At 67.0% G+C, this 16500-nt stretch carries 14 protein-coding genes; 11 read left to right on the top strand and 3 right to left on the bottom strand.

Features of this window, described 5'->3' with window-relative positions; translation table 11 throughout:
- Positions 1 to 47 precede the first annotated feature (47 nt).
- Both EJI00_RS06030 and creD read right to left on the bottom strand, forming a co-directional pair.
- Positions 48 to 2435: a penicillin-binding protein 1A gene (locus EJI00_RS06030; protein WP_126746565.1), complete on the bottom strand. Its 2388-nt coding sequence runs from the start codon at positions 2433 to 2435 to the stop codon at positions 48 to 50.
- Between the two features lie 39 nt (positions 2436 to 2474).
- Positions 2475 to 3965 carry a cell envelope integrity protein CreD gene (creD, locus tag EJI00_RS06025; protein ID WP_126746564.1) on the bottom strand — a complete coding sequence of 497 codons (1491 nt, stop codon included), beginning with the start codon at positions 3963 to 3965 and terminating at the stop codon, positions 2475 to 2477.
- A 206-nt stretch (positions 3966 to 4171) separates the two neighbouring features.
- Between creD and EJI00_RS06020 the strand changes: the two genes are divergently transcribed.
- The 8 genes from EJI00_RS06020 to EJI00_RS05985 all read left to right on the top strand — a co-directional run bounded on the left by EJI00_RS06020 (position 4172) and on the right by EJI00_RS05985 (position 12673).
- Positions 4172 to 6253 (top strand): VIT and vWA domain-containing protein, encoded by a 2082-nt coding sequence (locus EJI00_RS06020; RefSeq protein WP_126746563.1) that lies wholly within the window; start codon positions 4172 to 4174, stop codon positions 6251 to 6253.
- Between the two features lie 24 nt (positions 6254 to 6277).
- Positions 6278 to 7207 (top strand): exosortase Q, encoded by a 930-nt coding sequence (gene xrtQ, locus EJI00_RS06015; protein ID WP_126746562.1) that lies wholly within the window; start codon positions 6278 to 6280, stop codon positions 7205 to 7207.
- A complete protein-coding gene (locus tag EJI00_RS06010) occupies positions 7188 to 7757 on the top strand; it encodes a hypothetical protein (RefSeq protein WP_126746561.1) in 570 nt (189 codons plus the stop codon). Before xrtQ ends, EJI00_RS06010 begins: the two co-directional genes overlap by 20 nt.
- An 85-nt stretch (positions 7758 to 7842) precedes the next feature.
- Positions 7843 to 9033: a biosynthetic peptidoglycan transglycosylase gene (locus tag EJI00_RS06005; RefSeq protein WP_260590471.1), complete on the top strand. Its 1191-nt coding sequence runs from the start codon at positions 7843 to 7845 to the stop codon at positions 9031 to 9033.
- Positions 9030 to 9809 carry a GNAT family N-acetyltransferase gene (locus EJI00_RS06000; protein ID WP_126746559.1) on the top strand — a complete coding sequence of 260 codons (780 nt, stop codon included), beginning with the start codon at positions 9030 to 9032 and terminating at the stop codon, positions 9807 to 9809. Before EJI00_RS06005 ends, EJI00_RS06000 begins: the two co-directional genes overlap by 4 nt.
- Before the next feature lie 66 nt (positions 9810 to 9875).
- Positions 9876 to 10760 carry a pirin family protein gene (locus EJI00_RS05995; RefSeq protein WP_126746558.1) on the top strand — a complete coding sequence of 295 codons (885 nt, stop codon included), beginning with the start codon at positions 9876 to 9878 and terminating at the stop codon, positions 10758 to 10760.
- A gap of 77 nt (positions 10761 to 10837) precedes the next feature.
- Positions 10838 to 11947: a flavodoxin family protein gene (locus EJI00_RS05990; protein WP_126746557.1), complete on the top strand. Its 1110-nt coding sequence runs from the start codon at positions 10838 to 10840 to the stop codon at positions 11945 to 11947.
- Positions 11948 to 12094: 147 nt separating this feature from the next.
- Positions 12095 to 12673 carry a Spy/CpxP family protein refolding chaperone gene (locus tag EJI00_RS05985; protein WP_126746556.1) on the top strand — a complete coding sequence of 193 codons (579 nt, stop codon included), beginning with the start codon at positions 12095 to 12097 and terminating at the stop codon, positions 12671 to 12673.
- A gap of 92 nt (positions 12674 to 12765) precedes the next feature.
- On the opposite strand, the gene EJI00_RS05980 is transcribed toward EJI00_RS05985, so the two are convergent.
- The gene (locus EJI00_RS05980; RefSeq protein ID WP_126746555.1) at positions 12766 to 13194 is read right to left on the bottom strand and encodes a serine/threonine protein kinase; all 429 of its coding nucleotides are present in this window, start codon (positions 13192 to 13194) and stop codon (positions 12766 to 12768) included.
- 225 nt (positions 13195 to 13419) lie between these two features.
- Between EJI00_RS05980 and EJI00_RS05975 the strand changes: the two genes are divergently transcribed.
- From EJI00_RS05975 to EJI00_RS05965, 3 genes are read left to right on the top strand one after another with little or no spacing between them, the layout of a single operon-like run.
- Positions 13420 to 14202, top strand: coding sequence for an endonuclease/exonuclease/phosphatase family protein (locus EJI00_RS05975; protein ID WP_126746554.1), 783 nt, complete (start codon positions 13420 to 13422; stop codon positions 14200 to 14202).
- Between the two features lie 14 nt (positions 14203 to 14216).
- Entirely contained in the window at positions 14217 to 15488 is a 1272-nt protein-coding gene (gene clsB / locus EJI00_RS05970; RefSeq protein WP_126746553.1) for a cardiolipin synthase ClsB, read from the top strand.
- A gap of 55 nt (positions 15489 to 15543) precedes the next feature.
- Positions 15544 to 16500 carry a lysylphosphatidylglycerol synthase domain-containing protein gene (locus EJI00_RS05965; RefSeq protein ID WP_126746552.1) on the top strand — a complete coding sequence of 319 codons (957 nt, stop codon included), beginning with the start codon at positions 15544 to 15546 and terminating at the stop codon, positions 16498 to 16500.

Raw genomic sequence — 16500 nt, 5'->3', positions numbered from 1 at the left:
CAACGCGTTGTTCCGCGCTGCTGCGCCTCGTCCCCGCCCCCGCTGCGCTACCGGAAGAACTCGAGGATGCGGTTGCGCTCCTCGGGCTGCGGCGGCGGGCCCAGCGGCACGCCCGAGAGTTCTTCCGCCGGCGGCGGCGCCTCGGTGTTCTCCAGGCCCAGGCTCGCCACGCTGTGTCCCGGCGTGAAGTCGTCGAAGTACCACTCGCCGTCGATATTGACGACACCCGCCGGCTCCGGAATCTTGCTGACCGGCACGCCCTTGAGCGCCGTCTGCATGTAGCCGATCCAGATCGGCAGGCTCAGGCTGCCGCCGGTTTCGCCGCGCACGCCGAGCTGGCGCGGCGTGTCGTAGCCGATCCATGCAATGCCCACCGTCGTGGGCTGGAAGCCCGCGAACCAGGTGTCGAACGAATCGTTGGTGGTGCCGGTCTTGCCGAACAGGTCGTCGCGCTTGAGCGCCTGGGAGGCACGCGCGGCGGTGCCGCCCTTCACCACGCTTTGCAGCAGCGAATCCATGATGAAGGCATTGCGCTCGGGAATGGCGCGGCGGGTTTCGTCGAGCACCGGCGGTTCGGTTTCGAGCAGCACCTTGTCCCGCAGGTCGGTCACGCGCGTGACCAGATACGGATTGACGCGGTAGCCACCGTTGGCAAACACCGAGTAGGCGGTGGCCATCTGCATCGGCGTGACCGAGCCCGCACCGAGCGCCATCGGCAGGTAGGCGGGATGCTTGTCCTTGTCGAAGCCGAACTTCGTGATCCAGTCCTGTGCGTACGGCGCGCCGATGGATTGCAGCAGCCTGATCGTCACCAGGTTCTTCGACTTCATCAACGCGGTGCGCAGCGGCATCGGCCCTTCGAAGCCGCCGTCGAAATTCTTCGGCTCCCAAGGCTGGCCGCCCGGAGTGCTCGGCTCGAAGAACAGCGGCGCGTCGTTCACGATAGTCGCCGGCGCGAAGCCTTTCTCGAGCGCGGCCGAATAGATGAACGGCTTGAAGCTGGAGCCCGGCTGGCGCCAGGCCTGCGTGACGTGGTTGAACTTGTTCTTGCCGAAATCGAAGCCGCCCACCAGCGACTTGATGGCACCGGTGCGCGGGTCCATGGCGATGAAGGCACCTTCGACCTCGGGCAGCTGCGTGATTTCCCAGGTGTTCTTGGGCGTCTTCGCCACGCGGATCACCGCGCCGCGGCGGATCTTGATGTTGGGTGGCGCCTTGGCCGCAAGGCCCGATTGCGCAGGCCGCAGGCCTTCGCCGGTGATCTGCACGGTTTCGCCGTTGGCGCGCACGGCCTTGATTTCCTTGGGGCCGGCCTCCAGCACCACCGCCGCCATCACGTCGCCGTTGTCGGGGTGTTCGGCCAGCGCGTCGTCCACCGCCTCGTCGGCTTCCTTGGCGTCCTCCGGCAGGTCGATGAAGCGCTCGGGCCCGCGGTAGGCCTGGCGCCGCTCGTAGTCCATGATGCCCTTGCGCAGCGACTTGTAGGCCGCCGCCTGATCGGCAGCAACCAGCGATGTGTAGACCTTCATGCCGCTGGTGTAGATGCTGTCGCCGTACTGCGCGTACATCATCTGGCGCACGGTTTCGGCCACGTATTCGGCATGCAGCCGGTTCGGATCGGCGGCATCGCGTAGATGCAGTTCTTCCTTCTTGGCTTCGGCCGCCTGCTCGGCGGTGATGAAGCCGGTCTCCTGCATGCGGTCGATCACATAGAGCTGCCTCGCGCGGGCGCGCCGCGGGTTGGCCACCGGGTTGTTGGCGCCGGGCGCCTTCGGCAGGCCGGCCAGCATGGCGGCCTCGGCGGTGGTGATGTTCTGCAGCGGCTTGCCGAAGTACGCCTCGGAGGCCGCAGCAAAGCCATAGGCGCGATTGCCCAGGTAGATCTGGTTCAGGTAGATCTCCAGGATCTGGTCCTTGGTGAGCTGCTGCTCGAGCCGCAGGGCCAGCAAGATCTCGTAGGTCTTGCGGCTCAGCGTGCGCTCCGAGCTGAGGTACACATTGCGCGCCACCTGCATGGTGATGGTCGAGGCGCCCTGCTTGCGGCCACCCTTCAGGCTGGCCACGGCCGCGCGCGCAAAGCCCTTGTAGTCGACACCGCCGTGGTCGTAGAAGCGCGCGTCTTCCACGGCCAGCACCGCGTCCTTCATCACCTTGGGAATGTTGGCAAAGGGCGTGAGCGTGCGGCGCTCCTCGCCGAATTCGCCGATGAGCGTGCCTTCGACCGAATACACGCGCAAAGGCAGCTTGGGCCTGTAGTCGGCAAGCTCCGAGATGTCGGGCAGACGGGGCGAGATGACGGCCACCGCCACGCCGGCGGCCACCAGCACAACCAGCACGGCCGAACCGCCCACGATGGCGCTCCACCGCGCAATGCGCCGCAGCCGCATCGAGCGTTCGGAGCGCGCCGATTCGGTGGAAGGAGAGGAATCGTCCATGGAAATCAGTAGTTGGAAAAAAACAGTCGGTAGCGTCAGTTACACGGACGGAGCCACTTCAGGTACGACTGGCTCGGGTGCTCGGGGGTTCCCGACGGACAACGCATACCAGTCGACCTTGCGCGTGGCGAGCATCAGCACCGTCAGCATGCCGAATGTCAGCAGGGCGCCGAGCAGAAGGGCATTGCTTTCCGATGCCAGCAGGCCGTAGAGCGCGCCATAGAGTACCGCGACATAGGCCCCGAAGCCCGCCCCGCGTTTCCAGCTTTGCAACACCGCGCTGAAATAAATGCCGAGCAGCAGCACGCTCGCGCCGGCCGCGCTCGCATAGGCCAGCCAGAACGCCAGCTTCTCGGACAGTGCCAAGAGCAGCAGGAAGAACAGCGCAATCGAAAGGCCCACCAGCCCGTATTGCACCGGGTGCATGCGCTGCCTGCGGAACAGCTCGAACATGAAGGCGGCCATGACCACCAGGCCGATGAAGAGGGCGCCGTATTTGCCGGCGCGCGTGCTCATCGAATACACGTTGATGGGCTGTGCGAGCGACACATCGAAGGTCTGCAGCGGGCCGAGGTTGCGCGGTGCATGGCCGGCTGTCGCCGCGGCGGCCGCGGCAGCTGCGGTGGCAGCAGCGCTGCGATCTTCGCGGTCCGACAGTCCGGCGCGCACCTGCTCGCGCGCCGAAGTCACCAGTGACGACACGCGCCAGTGCGCATCGAAGCCTTGCGGGGTCACTTCGCGCTTCGCGGCGAGAAAGCGGCCACCGAAGCTTGGATGCGCCCAGGGTGAGCTCAGGTGGGCGGTGGTCTCTTCGGCAATCGGCACCATCGAGAGCGTGTCTTGCCCGACGAGGCTGAGCTTCATCTCGAAGGGCAGCGGCGCCTTCGATTCCCATGCGGCAAGCGCGGCGCCGGTGAGCGGTGCGTGGACCCCGTCGGCCAGCCAGCTGTTGTCCGCCAGGCCGGGCACGCGCTGCCTGAAGCGCAGGCCCTCGCCGTTCATTGCGATGGAAGGCGAACCGTCGAGCCCGCGCAGGTCGCTCACGTAGAACACGACGAAAGGTGCCTTGAACTCGATGCGCGAATCGGCTTCGCTGTGCGCCACCGATTTGGGGTCGAAGGCCGCGAAGCCGCCGCCGAGCGTGGCGTTGAGTGTGTAGAACGGAATCTTGAAGATGCCGCGATAGCGCTCTTGCGGCGTCATCGAGCCTTCGATGTGCAGCTTGTCGGGAAACACCGCGTGGGCCATTTCCTTGCTGCGCGCCTCCTGGCCGATCACCTTGCCTTTCGCATCGCGCAGCGGCTCCATCCAGCGCTCCACATAAGGCACCAGCAGTACCGGGCCCACCATGGTCTGCGCGCTTGCATAGGTGGCGGCAAGCTCCTCGGCTGCTTCGCGCTGGCTGCGGCCGCGCTCGCGGTTGATCGAATCGACTTCAGCGAGCGGAATGCACAGCAGGAGCGTGAGCAATAGCAGGCCGGCCACCTTGACCAGCATGGAACTCTGCAAGGCCTTGAACAACTGGAACATGTTTTTTTTCCTCTTCGATAACGAAGCGGCGATGCTCGCCGTGCAACCCGAAGGCTGTGTGAAGCGCGCCCGCCGGCCGACTTCACACAGGCTTCACACAAGGCGGCAAACGGTTGCCGCACTTCAAGCAGCCTTCCAATTTCCTTCTCGCGTGGCGTCGAAAGTTGCGGCTGTGCAAGTTCGCACGGACACCACTCCACACCGCCATGGACGCCCATATCTCCACCCGCCCCGGCCGCTGGCTCTGGCTCGCCACCGTGAGCCTGGCCGCCGCGGGCTTCGTCGTGCTCAGCGTGCACCCGGTGCATGCGCAGGAAGCGCCCGGCCCGCGGCTGAAGACCGAGAGCCCGTATTTCTTCGTGAAGAGCGACGACCCCTCGGTCGACCGGCTGCCGCTGAAAGGCACCGAGGTGTCGGTGAAGATCTCGGGCGTCATTGCCGACGTGACCGTGACGCAGACCTACCGCAACGAAGGCCAGCGCGCTATCGAGGCGAAGTATGTTTTCCCCGGCTCGACCAAGGCCGCGGTGAGCGGCCTCAATGTGCGCCTGGCCGATCGGCTCATCACCGCGCAGATCCGCGAGAAGCAGCAGGCGCAGATCGAATACGACACCGCCAAGAAGGAAGGCAAGACCGCCGCGCTGCTCGAGCAGCACCTGCCCAACGTGTTCCAGATGAACGTTGCCAACATCCTGCCGGGCGACGATGTGAAGGTGGAACTGCGCTACACCGAACTGCTGGTGCCGCAGTCGGGCAACTACGCCTTCGTGTTTCCTACCGTGGTGGGCCCGCGCTACAACAGCCCGCAGTCCGAGAACGCCCAGGCCCAATGGGTGGCGCAGCCCACGCTGCGCGCGGGCGTGGCGCCCAGCACCCGCTTCATGCTCAAGGCCAGCATCGACACGCCGATGGGCCTGAAGGAAGTGCGCTCCTCGTCGCACACCATCGAGGTGAAGAAGAGCGATGAAGACCGGCACGCCGACGTGGCACTTGCGGCCGATGGCCGCCCTGCGGACAACCGCGACTTCGTGCTCGACTACCGGCTCGCGGGCGAGAAGATCGAATCGGGCCTGATGCTCTACAAGGGCCAGGGGCAGAACGCCGATGGAAGCGCGGAAAACTTCTTCCTTGCAATGGTCGAGCCTCCGAAGGCGGTGGCTGCCAGCGCCATTTCGCCACGCGACTACATCTTCGTGGTCGACATCTCGGGTTCGATGGACGGCTTTCCGCTGGACACCGCCAAGACCGTGCTCGAACGGCTGATCGGCGGACTGCGCCCGAGCGACACCTTCAACGTGCTGCTGTTCTCGGGCAGCAACAAGATGCTCTCGCCCCAATCGGTGCCGGCCACGCGCGCCAACATCGAACAGGCGCTGGCCACCATCCAGAACTACAGCGGCAGTGGAAGCACCGAACTGATTCCGGCACTCAAGCGTGTGTATGCCGAACCGAAGGAAGAGAACGTGTCGCGCACCGTGGTGCTGGTGACGGACGGCTACGTGACCGTGGAGCGCGAGGCCTTCGAGCTGGTGCGCAAGAACCTTTCGAAGGCCAACGTGTTCGCATTCGGCATCGGTTCGTCGGTGAACCGCAGCCTGATGGAAGGCATTGCACGCGCCGGCATGGGCGAGCCCTTCATCATCACCGACCCGATCCAGGCGCCGGAGCAGGCCGCGCGCTTCCGCCGCATGGTGGAGTCGCCGGTGCTCACCAACGTGAAGGTCACTTTCGGCGGCCTGGACGTGTACGACGTGGAGCCGCAAGCGCTGCCCGACGTGCTGGGCGAGCGCCCGGTGATCGTGTTCGGCAAGTGGCGCGCCGATGCCGAAGGCAAGGCCCGGGGACGCGTCATCATCGAAGGCCAGGGCGCCAACGGCCCGTACCGCCAGGAACTGCGCATCGACCCGCAGATGCGCCAGGACACGGCTGCGCTGCGCACGCTGTGGGCGCGCCACCGCATCCAGAGCCTGAGCGACCAGGAAACGCTCGAGGGCGGCGCCGCCTTCAAGGAGCGCATCACCGAGCTTGGCCTGAAGTACAGCCTGCTGACGCAGTACACCAGCTTCATCGCGGTCGACAAGGTGGTGCGCAACGTTGCGCCGCAGAACAGCGTGGACGTGAACCAGCCGCTGCCCCTGCCCCAGGGCGTGAGCGAGCTGGCACTCGGTGCCGAAGTGCCGAGCACGCCCGAACCCGAAACCCTGGGCGCCATTGCCGTGGTGCTGTCGATGCTTGCCATGCTGCGCCGCCGCGCGCGCCGCCACGATCCGCGCCGCTTCACGGCCTGAGCGCGGCGGAAAGGGAAAAAAGAAATGTCATTGGCCGCACTTGCTCACCCCCATCCGCTCATCGTGGATGGAGGCATTCACATCGACCGCGCACCGGCCGTCTTCTGGCTGGCGCTGCAATTCGCGGCGCTCGCGCCGACCTGGGCCTGGATGGTCCGGCGCATGCGCGACGGCTCCGACGATCCGCTCGGCCTGCTCGCATTGGCCGCCTTGGCGGCGCTGGCTTGGCAACGTCGGCGCGAGCTGCGCGCGGCACCGCGGCTGGGCTGGCTGGCCCTGGCGGGCGCCGGCACCTTGCTGGCCACGCTGCTGCGTACCGGCGTGGGCGCCCTGCCCGCCTTGCCGCCGCTCGCGGCAAGCCTGATGGCGGTGCTGGCACTGGCGTGCGGGCTGCTGGCCTTTCTTCCGCGCCGCGTGGCCGCGCTGCCGGTCGTAGGGCTGGCGGTGCTGGCCTTGCCGCTTTTGTCGTCGCTGCAGTTCTATGCCGGCTATCCGCTGCGCGTGGTCACGGCCGAAGCGAGCCGCTGGCTGCTGGCCCCGGGCTTCAGCGTGGCGCGCGAGGGCAGCAGCCTGGTGGTCGACGGGCGGCTGGTCATCGTCGATGCGCCGTGCTCCGGCGTGCAGATGGTGTGGCTCGGCTATTTCACGGCCTGCGCGGTGGCACTCTGGGCACGGCAGAGCGACCGCGGCTTTTTGCGCCGGCTGCCGATGGTCGGCCTGTTGGTGCTGGGCGGCAACATCCTGCGCAACAGCGTGCTGATTGCCTTCGAAGGCGCGGGGCAGCCGCTGGCACCATGGGCGCACAACATGCTCGGCCTGGCGGTGCTGGCGGCCGTGTGCGGCGGCATCGCCCGTCTGATGGTGCCGGAACGCACTTCAGCCGGACTTGCCGACCAGCCGATGCCTGGAATGATCACCACGCAGGGAGGCCGCCATGTCGACACGGTTCTTTGAAAGCTTTTTCGCTAATCACTTCATCAACCGCATCGGCCACAAGACGAGCTTTGCACTCGCGATGCTGCTGTGCCTGCTGTGGTCTACCGCCGCCGCGCTGCGCGAGCCGCAAGAACACCTGGCGGCCGCGGCATCGCATGAATGGCCGCGCGAATGGGACGGCGTTCCGCTGCGGCCGATGGCGCTGGGCGACGTCGAGCAGCGCTTTGCGGACCGCTTTCCGGGCGCCATCGGCCGCATGACCGATGGCAGGCAGATGATCGTGATGCGCGCGGTGAAAACGCCCACACGCATGCTTCACCCGGCCGCCGATTGCTACCGCGCGCTTGGCTATCGCATCGAGCAGGCGCGCCTTGAACGCGATGCGCAGGAGCGCTTGTGGCGCTGTTTTGTTGCGCAAATGCACGGAGCGCAAAAGTTCCGCGTTTGCGAGCGCATCGTCGATGCCGAAGGCACGGCTTTCACCGACACTTCAGCTTGGTACTGGGCGGCCGCCAGCGGGCAGTCGACCGGTCCGTGGCAAGCCGTCACGGTGGCGAGACCCTTGTGAGAGTTGTGTGAACAAGACCCTGAGATCTGCGATTTACGGGCTGTTGGCCCTTGTGGTCACTGCAGCGATAGCTATCTTCCTGATAGTGAAGTTCGCCCTCGCGCCCGCACCGGGCGAATGGCGCGGCACGGTCAAGGCCGGTCCGCTGAGTTTCGAAGTCGGCATGCCCACGGCGGTGCGCCTGGCCACTTCTCCGTGGCTTGCGCCGCACCTCGACGGACACGCGCTCGACACCCGCTTCGGCACCGTGCATTTCGCCTGGAAGTACGAGGCCGGCGCGCTCGAATTGCGCTGCGCCCCCTGCACGGTCGAGGTTCCGGCGCTCGGCACGCAGCCGATCCGGGTCGAAGGCCTGCTTGCCACCGTCAAGCGCGACGGCAACACCCTGACGGGCATTCTCGAGGCCACGCCCCGCAGCGCCGAGGCGTCGGCCGTGATCCACGGCCAGTGGGAAGGCCGGCTCACGCCCAAGAACCTGCTGCTCAGCGCTGACATCAAGGACGCGCCCATTGCCCGCTGGTACGCGGTGCTTGCGCCCAACCTGCCCGAACTGCAGCGCGCGCGCATCGGCGGCACGCTGGCGCTTCGCGGGCAGGTCGCGCTGCCCGAAGGCACGTTCGCGGTGGCTCCCGTCGTCAGCCAGTTCACCGTCGAAGGGCTGGGCACCGAAGCCATGCTTGGCGCGCGCACCGGTTGCGGCGCCCCGTCGAAGCTGGCCAACGACAGCTGGCTGGCGCGCGCCGTCATCGCGGCCGAAGACCAGCGCTTTTTCAGCCATGCCGGCTACGACCTGGCGGAAATCGTCGCGTCGCTCGACAACAACCAGAAAGACGGCCAGACCAAGCGCGGCGGCAGCACGCTCACGCAGCAGCTGGCCAAGCTGCTGGTGACGGGCAGCGACCGCACGGCGGAACGCAAGCTGCGCGAACTGCTCTATGCGGTCGAAATGGAACAGACGCTCGGCAAGGCGCGCATCCTGCAGCTGTACCTCGATAACGCCCCTTGGGGCGGCAACCTGTGCGGCGCCGAAGCTGCCGCGCGGCGCTACTTCAAGCGCCCGGCACGCAACCTGGAGCCTGCGCAGGCCGTGTGGCTCGCGGCCATGCTGCACAAGCCGCATGCGGTGCTCGAACAATGGCGGCGCGACGGCCGCATCGACCCCGACCGCACCAGGTGGGTGGCCGAGAGCGTGCGCGGCATCAGCCGCAACCAGCGCGAGGCGCTGCTCAAGAGCGTGGCGGCCGCCAAATTCCCGGCGCCGGAGGCCGCGCCATGAACGACACCCGCGGATTCGTGGAGAGCGGCGAGATCGAAGCCATCGAGCGCGCCACCGTCGCCGCCGTGTCGCCCCTTGTCATCGAAGAGCTCGACGGCTGGCTGCTGCCGTTCGACGATGGCACCGTCAAGCGCGCGAGGTCGGCCGTTCCGCTGCACCGCGGGGCCGTGAGCGACAGCACGCTCGACCGCATCGAAGCCCGCTACGACAGCCACCAGTTCGTGCCCGCGTTCCGCCTGGCCGACACGGCATGCTTCGACCCGCTGAGAGCCGAACTGGAGCAGCGGCATTACGTGGGCGATTCGCCCACCTGCGTGCAGATCGGCTCCGCTAGGCGCATGCGGCAGGTGGCGTCGGCCGATGCGGCGCTGGCCGACGTCGATGCCGCACCCGACGAAGCCTGGGCCACGCTGTTCCTCGGCGAAGGCTTCGATCCGGTAGACGGGGCGCACCGCGTGCGTGCGCTCTCCCGCGCCAAGGGCTCGCTCTATGCCAGCGTGCGCGAGGGGCGCCGAACTGTCGCGGCGGGCGCCATGGCCTTCAGTCATGGATGGGCCAGCGTCCACGGCATGCGCACCGAGCAGTCGCACCGTGGCCGGGGCCTGGCCGGGCGCGTACTGGCCGGGCTGGCGCAGGCCGCGCTCGAACGCGGCTTCGAACGCGTGTTCCTGCAGGTCGATGCGCACAACATGCCGGCTCACGCGCTCTACCGGCGCGCGGGCTTTTCCACGCAGTGGCAGTACCGCTACTGGCAGCGGCAGCAGTGGCCGCGCTGATTTCGTAGCCTGAAACCGGCACCCCCACGGGTGGCGCGGTCGGGGCGTTAGTGCCACCATGGCCGCATGAAGAACGCAAACCACCCCACCGATCCCGTGGCCACGCCGCGCGGCATCGACCACATCGTGGCCGGTGTTTCCACCAGCGATGGCGACGGCGTCAAACTCACCCGCGTGCTGCAGCAGCCGCTGCAGAAGCGGCTCGACCCCTACCTGATGCTCGACTCCTTCGGCAGCGACAACCCGGGCGACTACATCGGCGGCTTTCCCAACCATCCGCACCGGGGCTTCGAAACCGTGACCTACATGATTGCGGGCCGCATGCGCCACCGCGACAGTGCGGGCCACGAGGGGCTGCTGCAAAACGGCGGCGTGCAGTGGATGACGGCCGGCCGCGGGCTGGTGCACAGCGAGTTGCCCGAGCAGGAAGAAGGCCTGATGGAGGGCTTTCAGCTCTGGCTCAACCTGCCGGCCAGGGACAAGATGCGCGAGCCCTGGTATCGCGACATCCAGAGCGAGGAAATTCCTGAATACACCACCGCCGCGGGCGTGCACGTGCGCGTGATCGCGGGCGAAAGCCACGGCATCGAAGGCGCGGTGCGGCGCGAGCACACCGAGCCGCTGTACCTCGACCTCAGCCTGCCGCCGGGCGCGGAGTTTGCCCAGCCTCTGCCTGACGACCACAACGCGCTGGTGTACGTGTACCGGGAGTCGGTGTGGATTGCGGGCAGCGAGGTGCCGACGCGCCGCATGGCCATTCTGGCGAACGACCCGGGCAGCGACGGCGTGGTGCTGCGCGCGGGCGCCACCAACCACAGCCCCGCGCGCGTGCTGCTGATTGCCGGCAAGCCGCTGAACGAGCCCATTGCGCAATACGGCCCCTTCGTGATGAACACGCAGGAGCAGGTGAAAGAGGCCGTGCACGACTTTCAGAACGGCAAATTCGGATGACGCTGTAGTCGCAGGCCTACCGAAAATCGGCACCGTCCGCAGGTCACAGGCGCGGGGGCTCGGCATAGATTGCCGTCATGCCCTCCAGCACGACCCCTCCGACAGCCGCGACCAAAACTCCCCAAGTCCGCAAGGGCCAGGCACCCGAGACATTGAAGCGCGAGCAGTTTCACGAGCGCTTCATGCAGCCTTTTCGCGACCCCGCCTTCGAAGCCGAGAAAGAAGCGTTGCAGCGCATCGAGCTCGTTGCGTGGGAGGCCTACCAGGAGGGCCGCAAGGCGCCCGTCACGCGCAAGGCCGGCCCGGGCTATGCCGACCCGGACTACGACCTCTCCATCGACTGGCTCGAAGCCAAGGCGCGCATCGATGCGGCCCAGACGGCTTGGCGCAGCCCGCAGACGCGGTCGCGCGTGCTGTTGGTCAACGGCTCGCCGCGCAACGACGGCACCTGCCCCGGTGAAGTTTCGAAGACCTGGCGGCTGGTGCAGCTTGCGCGCGAGGTGCTCGAGGGCTGCGGCATCGAGGCCGACGTGCTCGACCTGAGCCTGCTCACCTCCGACTACGGGCGCCACATTCATCCCTGCAAGGGCTGTGTCTCCACCGCCATGCCGCTGTGCCACTGGCCCTGCAGCTGCTACCCCAACCACTCGATGCGCCAGACCGGCGACTGGATGAACGAGATCTACGAACGCTGGGTGGCCGCGCACGGGGTGATCGTGTTCACGCCCACGCACTGGTACCAGTCGGCCAGCCCGCTCAAGCTCATGATCGATCGCCTGGTGTGCGCCGACGGCGGCAATCCCGACCCCACCAGCACCCACGGCAAGAAGCCCGAAGAAGCCAAGGCGCTCGAACTCGAGGGCTGGGGCTATCCCAAGCACCTTGAAGGCCGCGTCTACGGCGTGGTGGCGCACGGCGACGTGGCCGGCGTGGAGAGCGTGCGCCGCAACCTGTCGGACTGGCTCGACTGGATGGGCCTGATCGATGCCGGCCCGCAGGCCCGCTTCGACCGCTACATCGGCTACTACGAGCCCTATGCCACCAGCCACGACGTGCTCGACGCCGACGAAGACGTGCAGGAAGAGGTGCGCAACGTGGCGCGCGCCGTGGCGCTGGCGGTGGGCGAGATGCGCACCGGCAAGCTGCAGTCGCCCGATCGTGGATTGAAGCGCCCCAGGCCCAAATAAATCACGCTTCGGGCGGTGGGAGCCGGGTGGTTCATGATTCTTTACGCACGCTCACTTTCGGCTCACCTGGGAGATACAGAGGTCTTCCACACTTCGCTTCACCTGCTGCCCATTGGCGGCGGGCTTCTTCGAAAGGAAGCACTTCTCATGATCTCTCTTCGCCAACGCATCGTCTGGGCCAGCCTTCTCGGCTCGGCCGCCCTCGCCTCTTCAGGCGCCTTTGCACAGGCCCCGGCTGCGCCCGCAACCTCCGCCGCCCCGCCCGCCGCCGTCGCGCAAGCCGACGGCGCGGCACCCAAGGCGCAGCACAAGCGCATGGACCCGGCCCAGCGCATGGAGCGCATGCAAGCGCACCGCGCCAAACGCCTGGCCGCGCTGAAGGAAAAGCTCAAGCTGACCACCGCGCAGGAAGGCGCATGGGCCAGCTTCACGACCGCCACCCAGCCGCCGGCCGGTGCCCGTCCGCAGCGCATGGACCGCGCGGAATTCGCCAAGCTGACCACGCCCGAGCGGCTGGAGCGCATGCAGGCCCGCCAGGCCGAACGCAGCGCCAGGTTCGCCAAGCGCGCTGAAGCCACGAAGACCTTCTATGCCGCGCTGACGCCCGAGCAGCAGAAGACCTTCGATGCGGAAACGGTGCATGCCGGCATGCACGGGCACCGCGGCCACCGTGGTCATCACGGCCATGGCGACGCCGGCCACACCGCGGCTCCCGCCAAGAGCTGAGCCCTGCGTGCCTGATGGCGCCTGACAAGGCGCACGCATGCAAAAGCCCGCCATGCACTCCTGCATGGCGGGCTTTTTTCGTACACGGGTGCTTATTGCGGCGTGCCGGTTTTCTCGGTCGGGTTGGTCGGCACATCGGGCCTTTCACCCTTCTGGCCGAACTGCGGCTTGGTCTTGCGGGCCTGCTGGCTGACCTCGGCGCGCGACATTGCGCCCGTCGGTTGCGGCACGGCATTGGGCTGCGCGTTCACCGTGGTGCTGGCCTCGCCCTTGGGCACCGGGTTGTTGACGTTGTTGCGGTTGTGAGCGCGGGCCTCGGCCTTCACCGCTTCGCGCGAATTGGGCATGCTCGCATCGGGCCGCTGCGGCGGGTTGGGCACGCCGGAGGGCGTCTGCGTGCTGGCCTGCCCGCCCACGGCCGGGTCGGGCTGCGCGGGTATCGATGTGGCTTGCGCCATGGCGGCGCCGGCGGCGGCCATCAGGCCGGCCAGCACCGTGGCGTGAAAGACTGCGTGCTTCATGGTGTGTTCCTTTGCTTGTCTCGACGGATGAATGAAGTGGAAAGACGGGTCGTCTCCTGACCCTGAATTCACCGTAGGAGGCCCTCGAAGGCGCTCATGTCGGGGTGGGACAGGCCTGCCTGTAGGAGCCCGCCCTCCTGTGGCGAAGGCCGGAAGCAAAGGCGGCAAGAAGGTGGCGCGTTCCTACAGGCGCGGGCGGCGCGGCAACGTACAACCGCAGAACCGATGTCTTCTTCCCCGATTCCACTCGCCGCCGCCGCGCCGACCTCGCTCAAGGTGATGACCGTGAACACCCACAAGGGCTTCACCGCACTCAACCGCAAGTTCATCCTGCCGGAACTGCGGGATGCGGTGCGCACGGTGGGCGCCGACGTGGTGTTCTTGCAGGAAGTGCTCGGCACCCATTCGCGCCACTCGCGCAAGGTGAACAACTGGCCCGAGGCGCCGCATTACGAATTCCTGGCCGACACCATGTGGCCGCAGTTCGCCTACGGGCGCAACGCCGTGTACCCGCGCGGGCACCACGGCAATGCGGTGCTGTCCAAGTTTCCGATCGTGCATTACCGCAACCACGACGTGTCGGTGGCCGGCCCTGAAAAGCGCGGGCTGCTGCATTGCGTTCTGCGGCTCCCCGGCCGGCCCATCGACGTGCATGCGATCTGCGCCCACCTGGGCTTGGCAGAGGCGCACCGCCAGCAGCAGCTGGAGCTGCTGTGCCACATCGTGCGCGACGAGGTGCCCGCCGATGCGCCGCTGATCGTGGCGGGCGACTTCAACGACTGGCGCGGGCGTGCCCACCGGGTGCTCGAAGAAGGCGCCGCACTGCGCGAGGTGTTCGTCAGTGCAAACGGCTCGGCCGCCAAGACTTTTCCGTCGCGCTTTCCGCTGCTGTCGCTCGACCGCATCTATGTTCGCAACGCGGGCGTTCATGCGCCGGTGGTGCTGCCGCGCAAGCCCTGGTCGCACCTGTCGGACCATGCGCCGCTGGTGGCGAACATCGACCTTTGAAGAGGGTGGCCGACATGGACCAGAGAGCCCGCTGGGTCGGTGGCAACAGCATTTCATTGCTGGAGAACGGCGAGGAGTTCTTTCCACGCGTGTTCGATGCCATTCGCCAGGCCAGGCGCGAAGTGATCATCGAAACCTTCATCCTCTTCGAGGACAAGGTCGGCATGGCGCTGCATGCCGCCATGCGTGCGGCGGCCCAGCGCGGCGTGAAGGTCGATGTGCTGGTCGACGGCTTCGGCTCGCCGGATCTTTCGCGCGAGTTCATCGAAGGGCTGAGCTCCGTCGGCGTGAAGGTGCGGGTGTTCGATCCGGGCAAGCGCATCCTCGGCCAGCGGCTCAACGTGTTCCGCCGCATGCACCGCAAGATCGTGGTGGTCGACGGTGAGCTCGCGTTCGTCGGCGGCATCAACTATTCGGCCGACCATCTGCTCGACTTCGGGCCCAAGGCCAAGCAGGACTACGCGGTCGAGCTTCGCGGGCCGATCGTGGCGCCGATCCACCAGTTCGTGCTGCGTGCCATTGCGCTCGGCGACAAGGGGCCGCGCTGGTTTCGCCGCCGCCTCAAGCAGGCACCGCCGGTTGAGCGGGAGCACGTGGGCGAAGTGAAGGCAATGTTCGTCACGCGGGACAACCGCCGCCATACCAACGACATCGAGCGCCAGTACCTGGCCGTCATCCGCGCCGCGCGTAAGCGCATCGTGATTGCCAACGCGTATTTCTTTCCGGGCTACCGGCTCATCAAGGAGCTGCGACGCGCCGCGCGCCGCGGCGTGGATGTGCGGCTCATCCTCCAGGGCGAGCCCGACATGCCGATCGTCAAGACGGCTGCGAGCATGCTCTATCACCACCTGCTGCATTCGGGCGTGCGCATCTTCGAATACTGCGACCGTCCGCTGCACGCAAAGATAGCGCTGATCGACGACGACTGGAGCACAGTGGGTTCGAGCAACCTCGACCCGCTGAGCCTCTCGCTCAACCTGGAAGCCAACGTGATCGCGCGCGACAAGGCGTTCAACGAGTTGCTGTGGCAGCGCATGGACACGCTCATGCGCGAGAGTTGCAAGCTGATTCGCGAGGACGACCTGGAGAGCGAGTGGAGCGGCTGGCGGCTGGTGCGCAGTTTCTTCATCTTCCACTTCTTGCGCTGGTATCCCTCATGGCTGGGCTGGTTGCCGCGCCAGGTGCCGCGCCTCACGCTCGCCCAAGCCACCGATCTTGCCGAAAAGCGCGACCAGCGCGAGAAGACCGGCGAGAACGGTGCCACCCAGACGACGGAAGCGGCATGACCCGGCCGGCTGCTCACCAGGCGAACCAGGCTGCGAGCGGTGCGGCGGCTTTCCCATGAGCACCATGAGCCTCGCGCACCGGCCCTGGTGGCCCTGGGTTCGCCGCATCGCGGTGTGGAGCTTCTTCGGCCTCATTGCCTGGCTGCTGGTCAACCAGGCGCGGGCCATCGACTGGCAAGAAGTGTTGGACGCCATGCGCGCGCTGCCTGCTTCAACGCTGCTGCTGGCAGGCGCGCTGGCCGCCGGCAGTTTTGCGACCTACAGCACGTACGACCTGCTTGGGCGGTACCTCACCCGCCACCGGCTCCGCGCCGCAAGCGTGATGGGCGTGACCTTCATCAGCTACGCATTCAACCTGAACCTGGGCTCGCTGGTGGGCGGCGTGGCGTTTCGCTACCGGCTCTATTCGCGCCTGGGCCTTTCCAATGACACCATCACGCGCGTGCTCGGCTTCAGCATGCTGACCAACTGGCTCGGCTACCTGGTGGTGGCGGGCGCGGCCTTCTGCTTCTGGCCGATGGGGCTGCCGGACGAATGGAAGATCGACAACGGCGGCCTGCGCATTCTTGGCGCGGTGCTGTTGCTGGTGGCGGCGGCTTATCTGGTGCTGTGTGCGGTGGCCAGCGGGCGCGGCTTTCGCATACACCGCTATCTGTTCAAGGTGCCGAAGCTGCGCATGGCACTGCTGCAACTGGCCATGTCGTGCCTGAACTGGTCGCTGATCGGCGGCGTGATCTGGGTGCTGCTGCAGGGCCAGGTCGGTTACCACCAGGTGCTCGCGGTGTTGCTGGTGGCTGCGGTGGCGGGCGTGGTCACGCACGTGCCGGCGGGACTTGGCGTGCTGGAAGCGGTGTTCATTGCCTTGCTCTCGCACCAGGTGCCGCAGGGCAGGCTGCTGGGCGTGCTGCTGGTGTACCGGGGGCTCTATTACCTCTTGCCGCTGGCCGTGGCCACGGTGGCCTACTTCGTGACCGAACTGCGCACCCGGCGCCTGCGCACGACCACGCGCTGA

The organism is Variovorax sp. DXTD-1 (assembly GCF_003984625.1).
Lineage (GTDB): Bacteria > Pseudomonadota > Gammaproteobacteria > Burkholderiales > Burkholderiaceae_C > Variovorax.
This window is presented reverse-complemented; position numbering and strand designations above follow the sequence as displayed.

Excerpts from the sequence above, each read along its gene's own strand:
- EJI00_RS05995 (WP_126746558.1), top strand. The coding sequence starts at position 9,876 with ATGAAGAACGCAAACCACCCCACCGATCCCGTGGCCACGCCGCGCGGC.
- EJI00_RS06020 (WP_126746563.1), top strand. The coding sequence starts at position 4,172 with ATGGACGCCCATATCTCCACCCGCCCCGGCCGCTGGCTCTGGCTCGCC.
- EJI00_RS06030 (WP_126746565.1), bottom strand. The coding sequence starts at position 2,435 with ATGGACGATTCCTCTCCTTCCACCGAATCGGCGCGCTCCGAACGCTCG.
- creD (WP_126746564.1), bottom strand. The coding sequence starts at position 3,965 with ATGTTCCAGTTGTTCAAGGCCTTGCAGAGTTCCATGCTGGTCAAGGTG.
- EJI00_RS06010 (WP_126746561.1), top strand. The coding sequence starts at position 7,188 with ATGTCGACACGGTTCTTTGAAAGCTTTTTCGCTAATCACTTCATCAAC.
- EJI00_RS06000 (WP_126746559.1), top strand. The coding sequence starts at position 9,030 with ATGAACGACACCCGCGGATTCGTGGAGAGCGGCGAGATCGAAGCCATC.
- xrtQ (WP_126746562.1), top strand. The coding sequence starts at position 6,278 with ATGTCATTGGCCGCACTTGCTCACCCCCATCCGCTCATCGTGGATGGA.
- EJI00_RS05980 (WP_126746555.1), bottom strand. The coding sequence starts at position 13,194 with ATGAAGCACGCAGTCTTTCACGCCACGGTGCTGGCCGGCCTGATGGCC.
- EJI00_RS05990 (WP_126746557.1), top strand. The coding sequence starts at position 10,838 with ATGCCCTCCAGCACGACCCCTCCGACAGCCGCGACCAAAACTCCCCAA.
- EJI00_RS05985 (WP_126746556.1), top strand. The coding sequence starts at position 12,095 with ATGATCTCTCTTCGCCAACGCATCGTCTGGGCCAGCCTTCTCGGCTCG.
- EJI00_RS05965 (WP_126746552.1), top strand. The coding sequence starts at position 15,544 with ATGAGCACCATGAGCCTCGCGCACCGGCCCTGGTGGCCCTGGGTTCGC.
- clsB (WP_126746553.1), top strand. The coding sequence starts at position 14,217 with ATGGACCAGAGAGCCCGCTGGGTCGGTGGCAACAGCATTTCATTGCTG.
- EJI00_RS05975 (WP_126746554.1), top strand. The coding sequence starts at position 13,420 with ATGTCTTCTTCCCCGATTCCACTCGCCGCCGCCGCGCCGACCTCGCTC.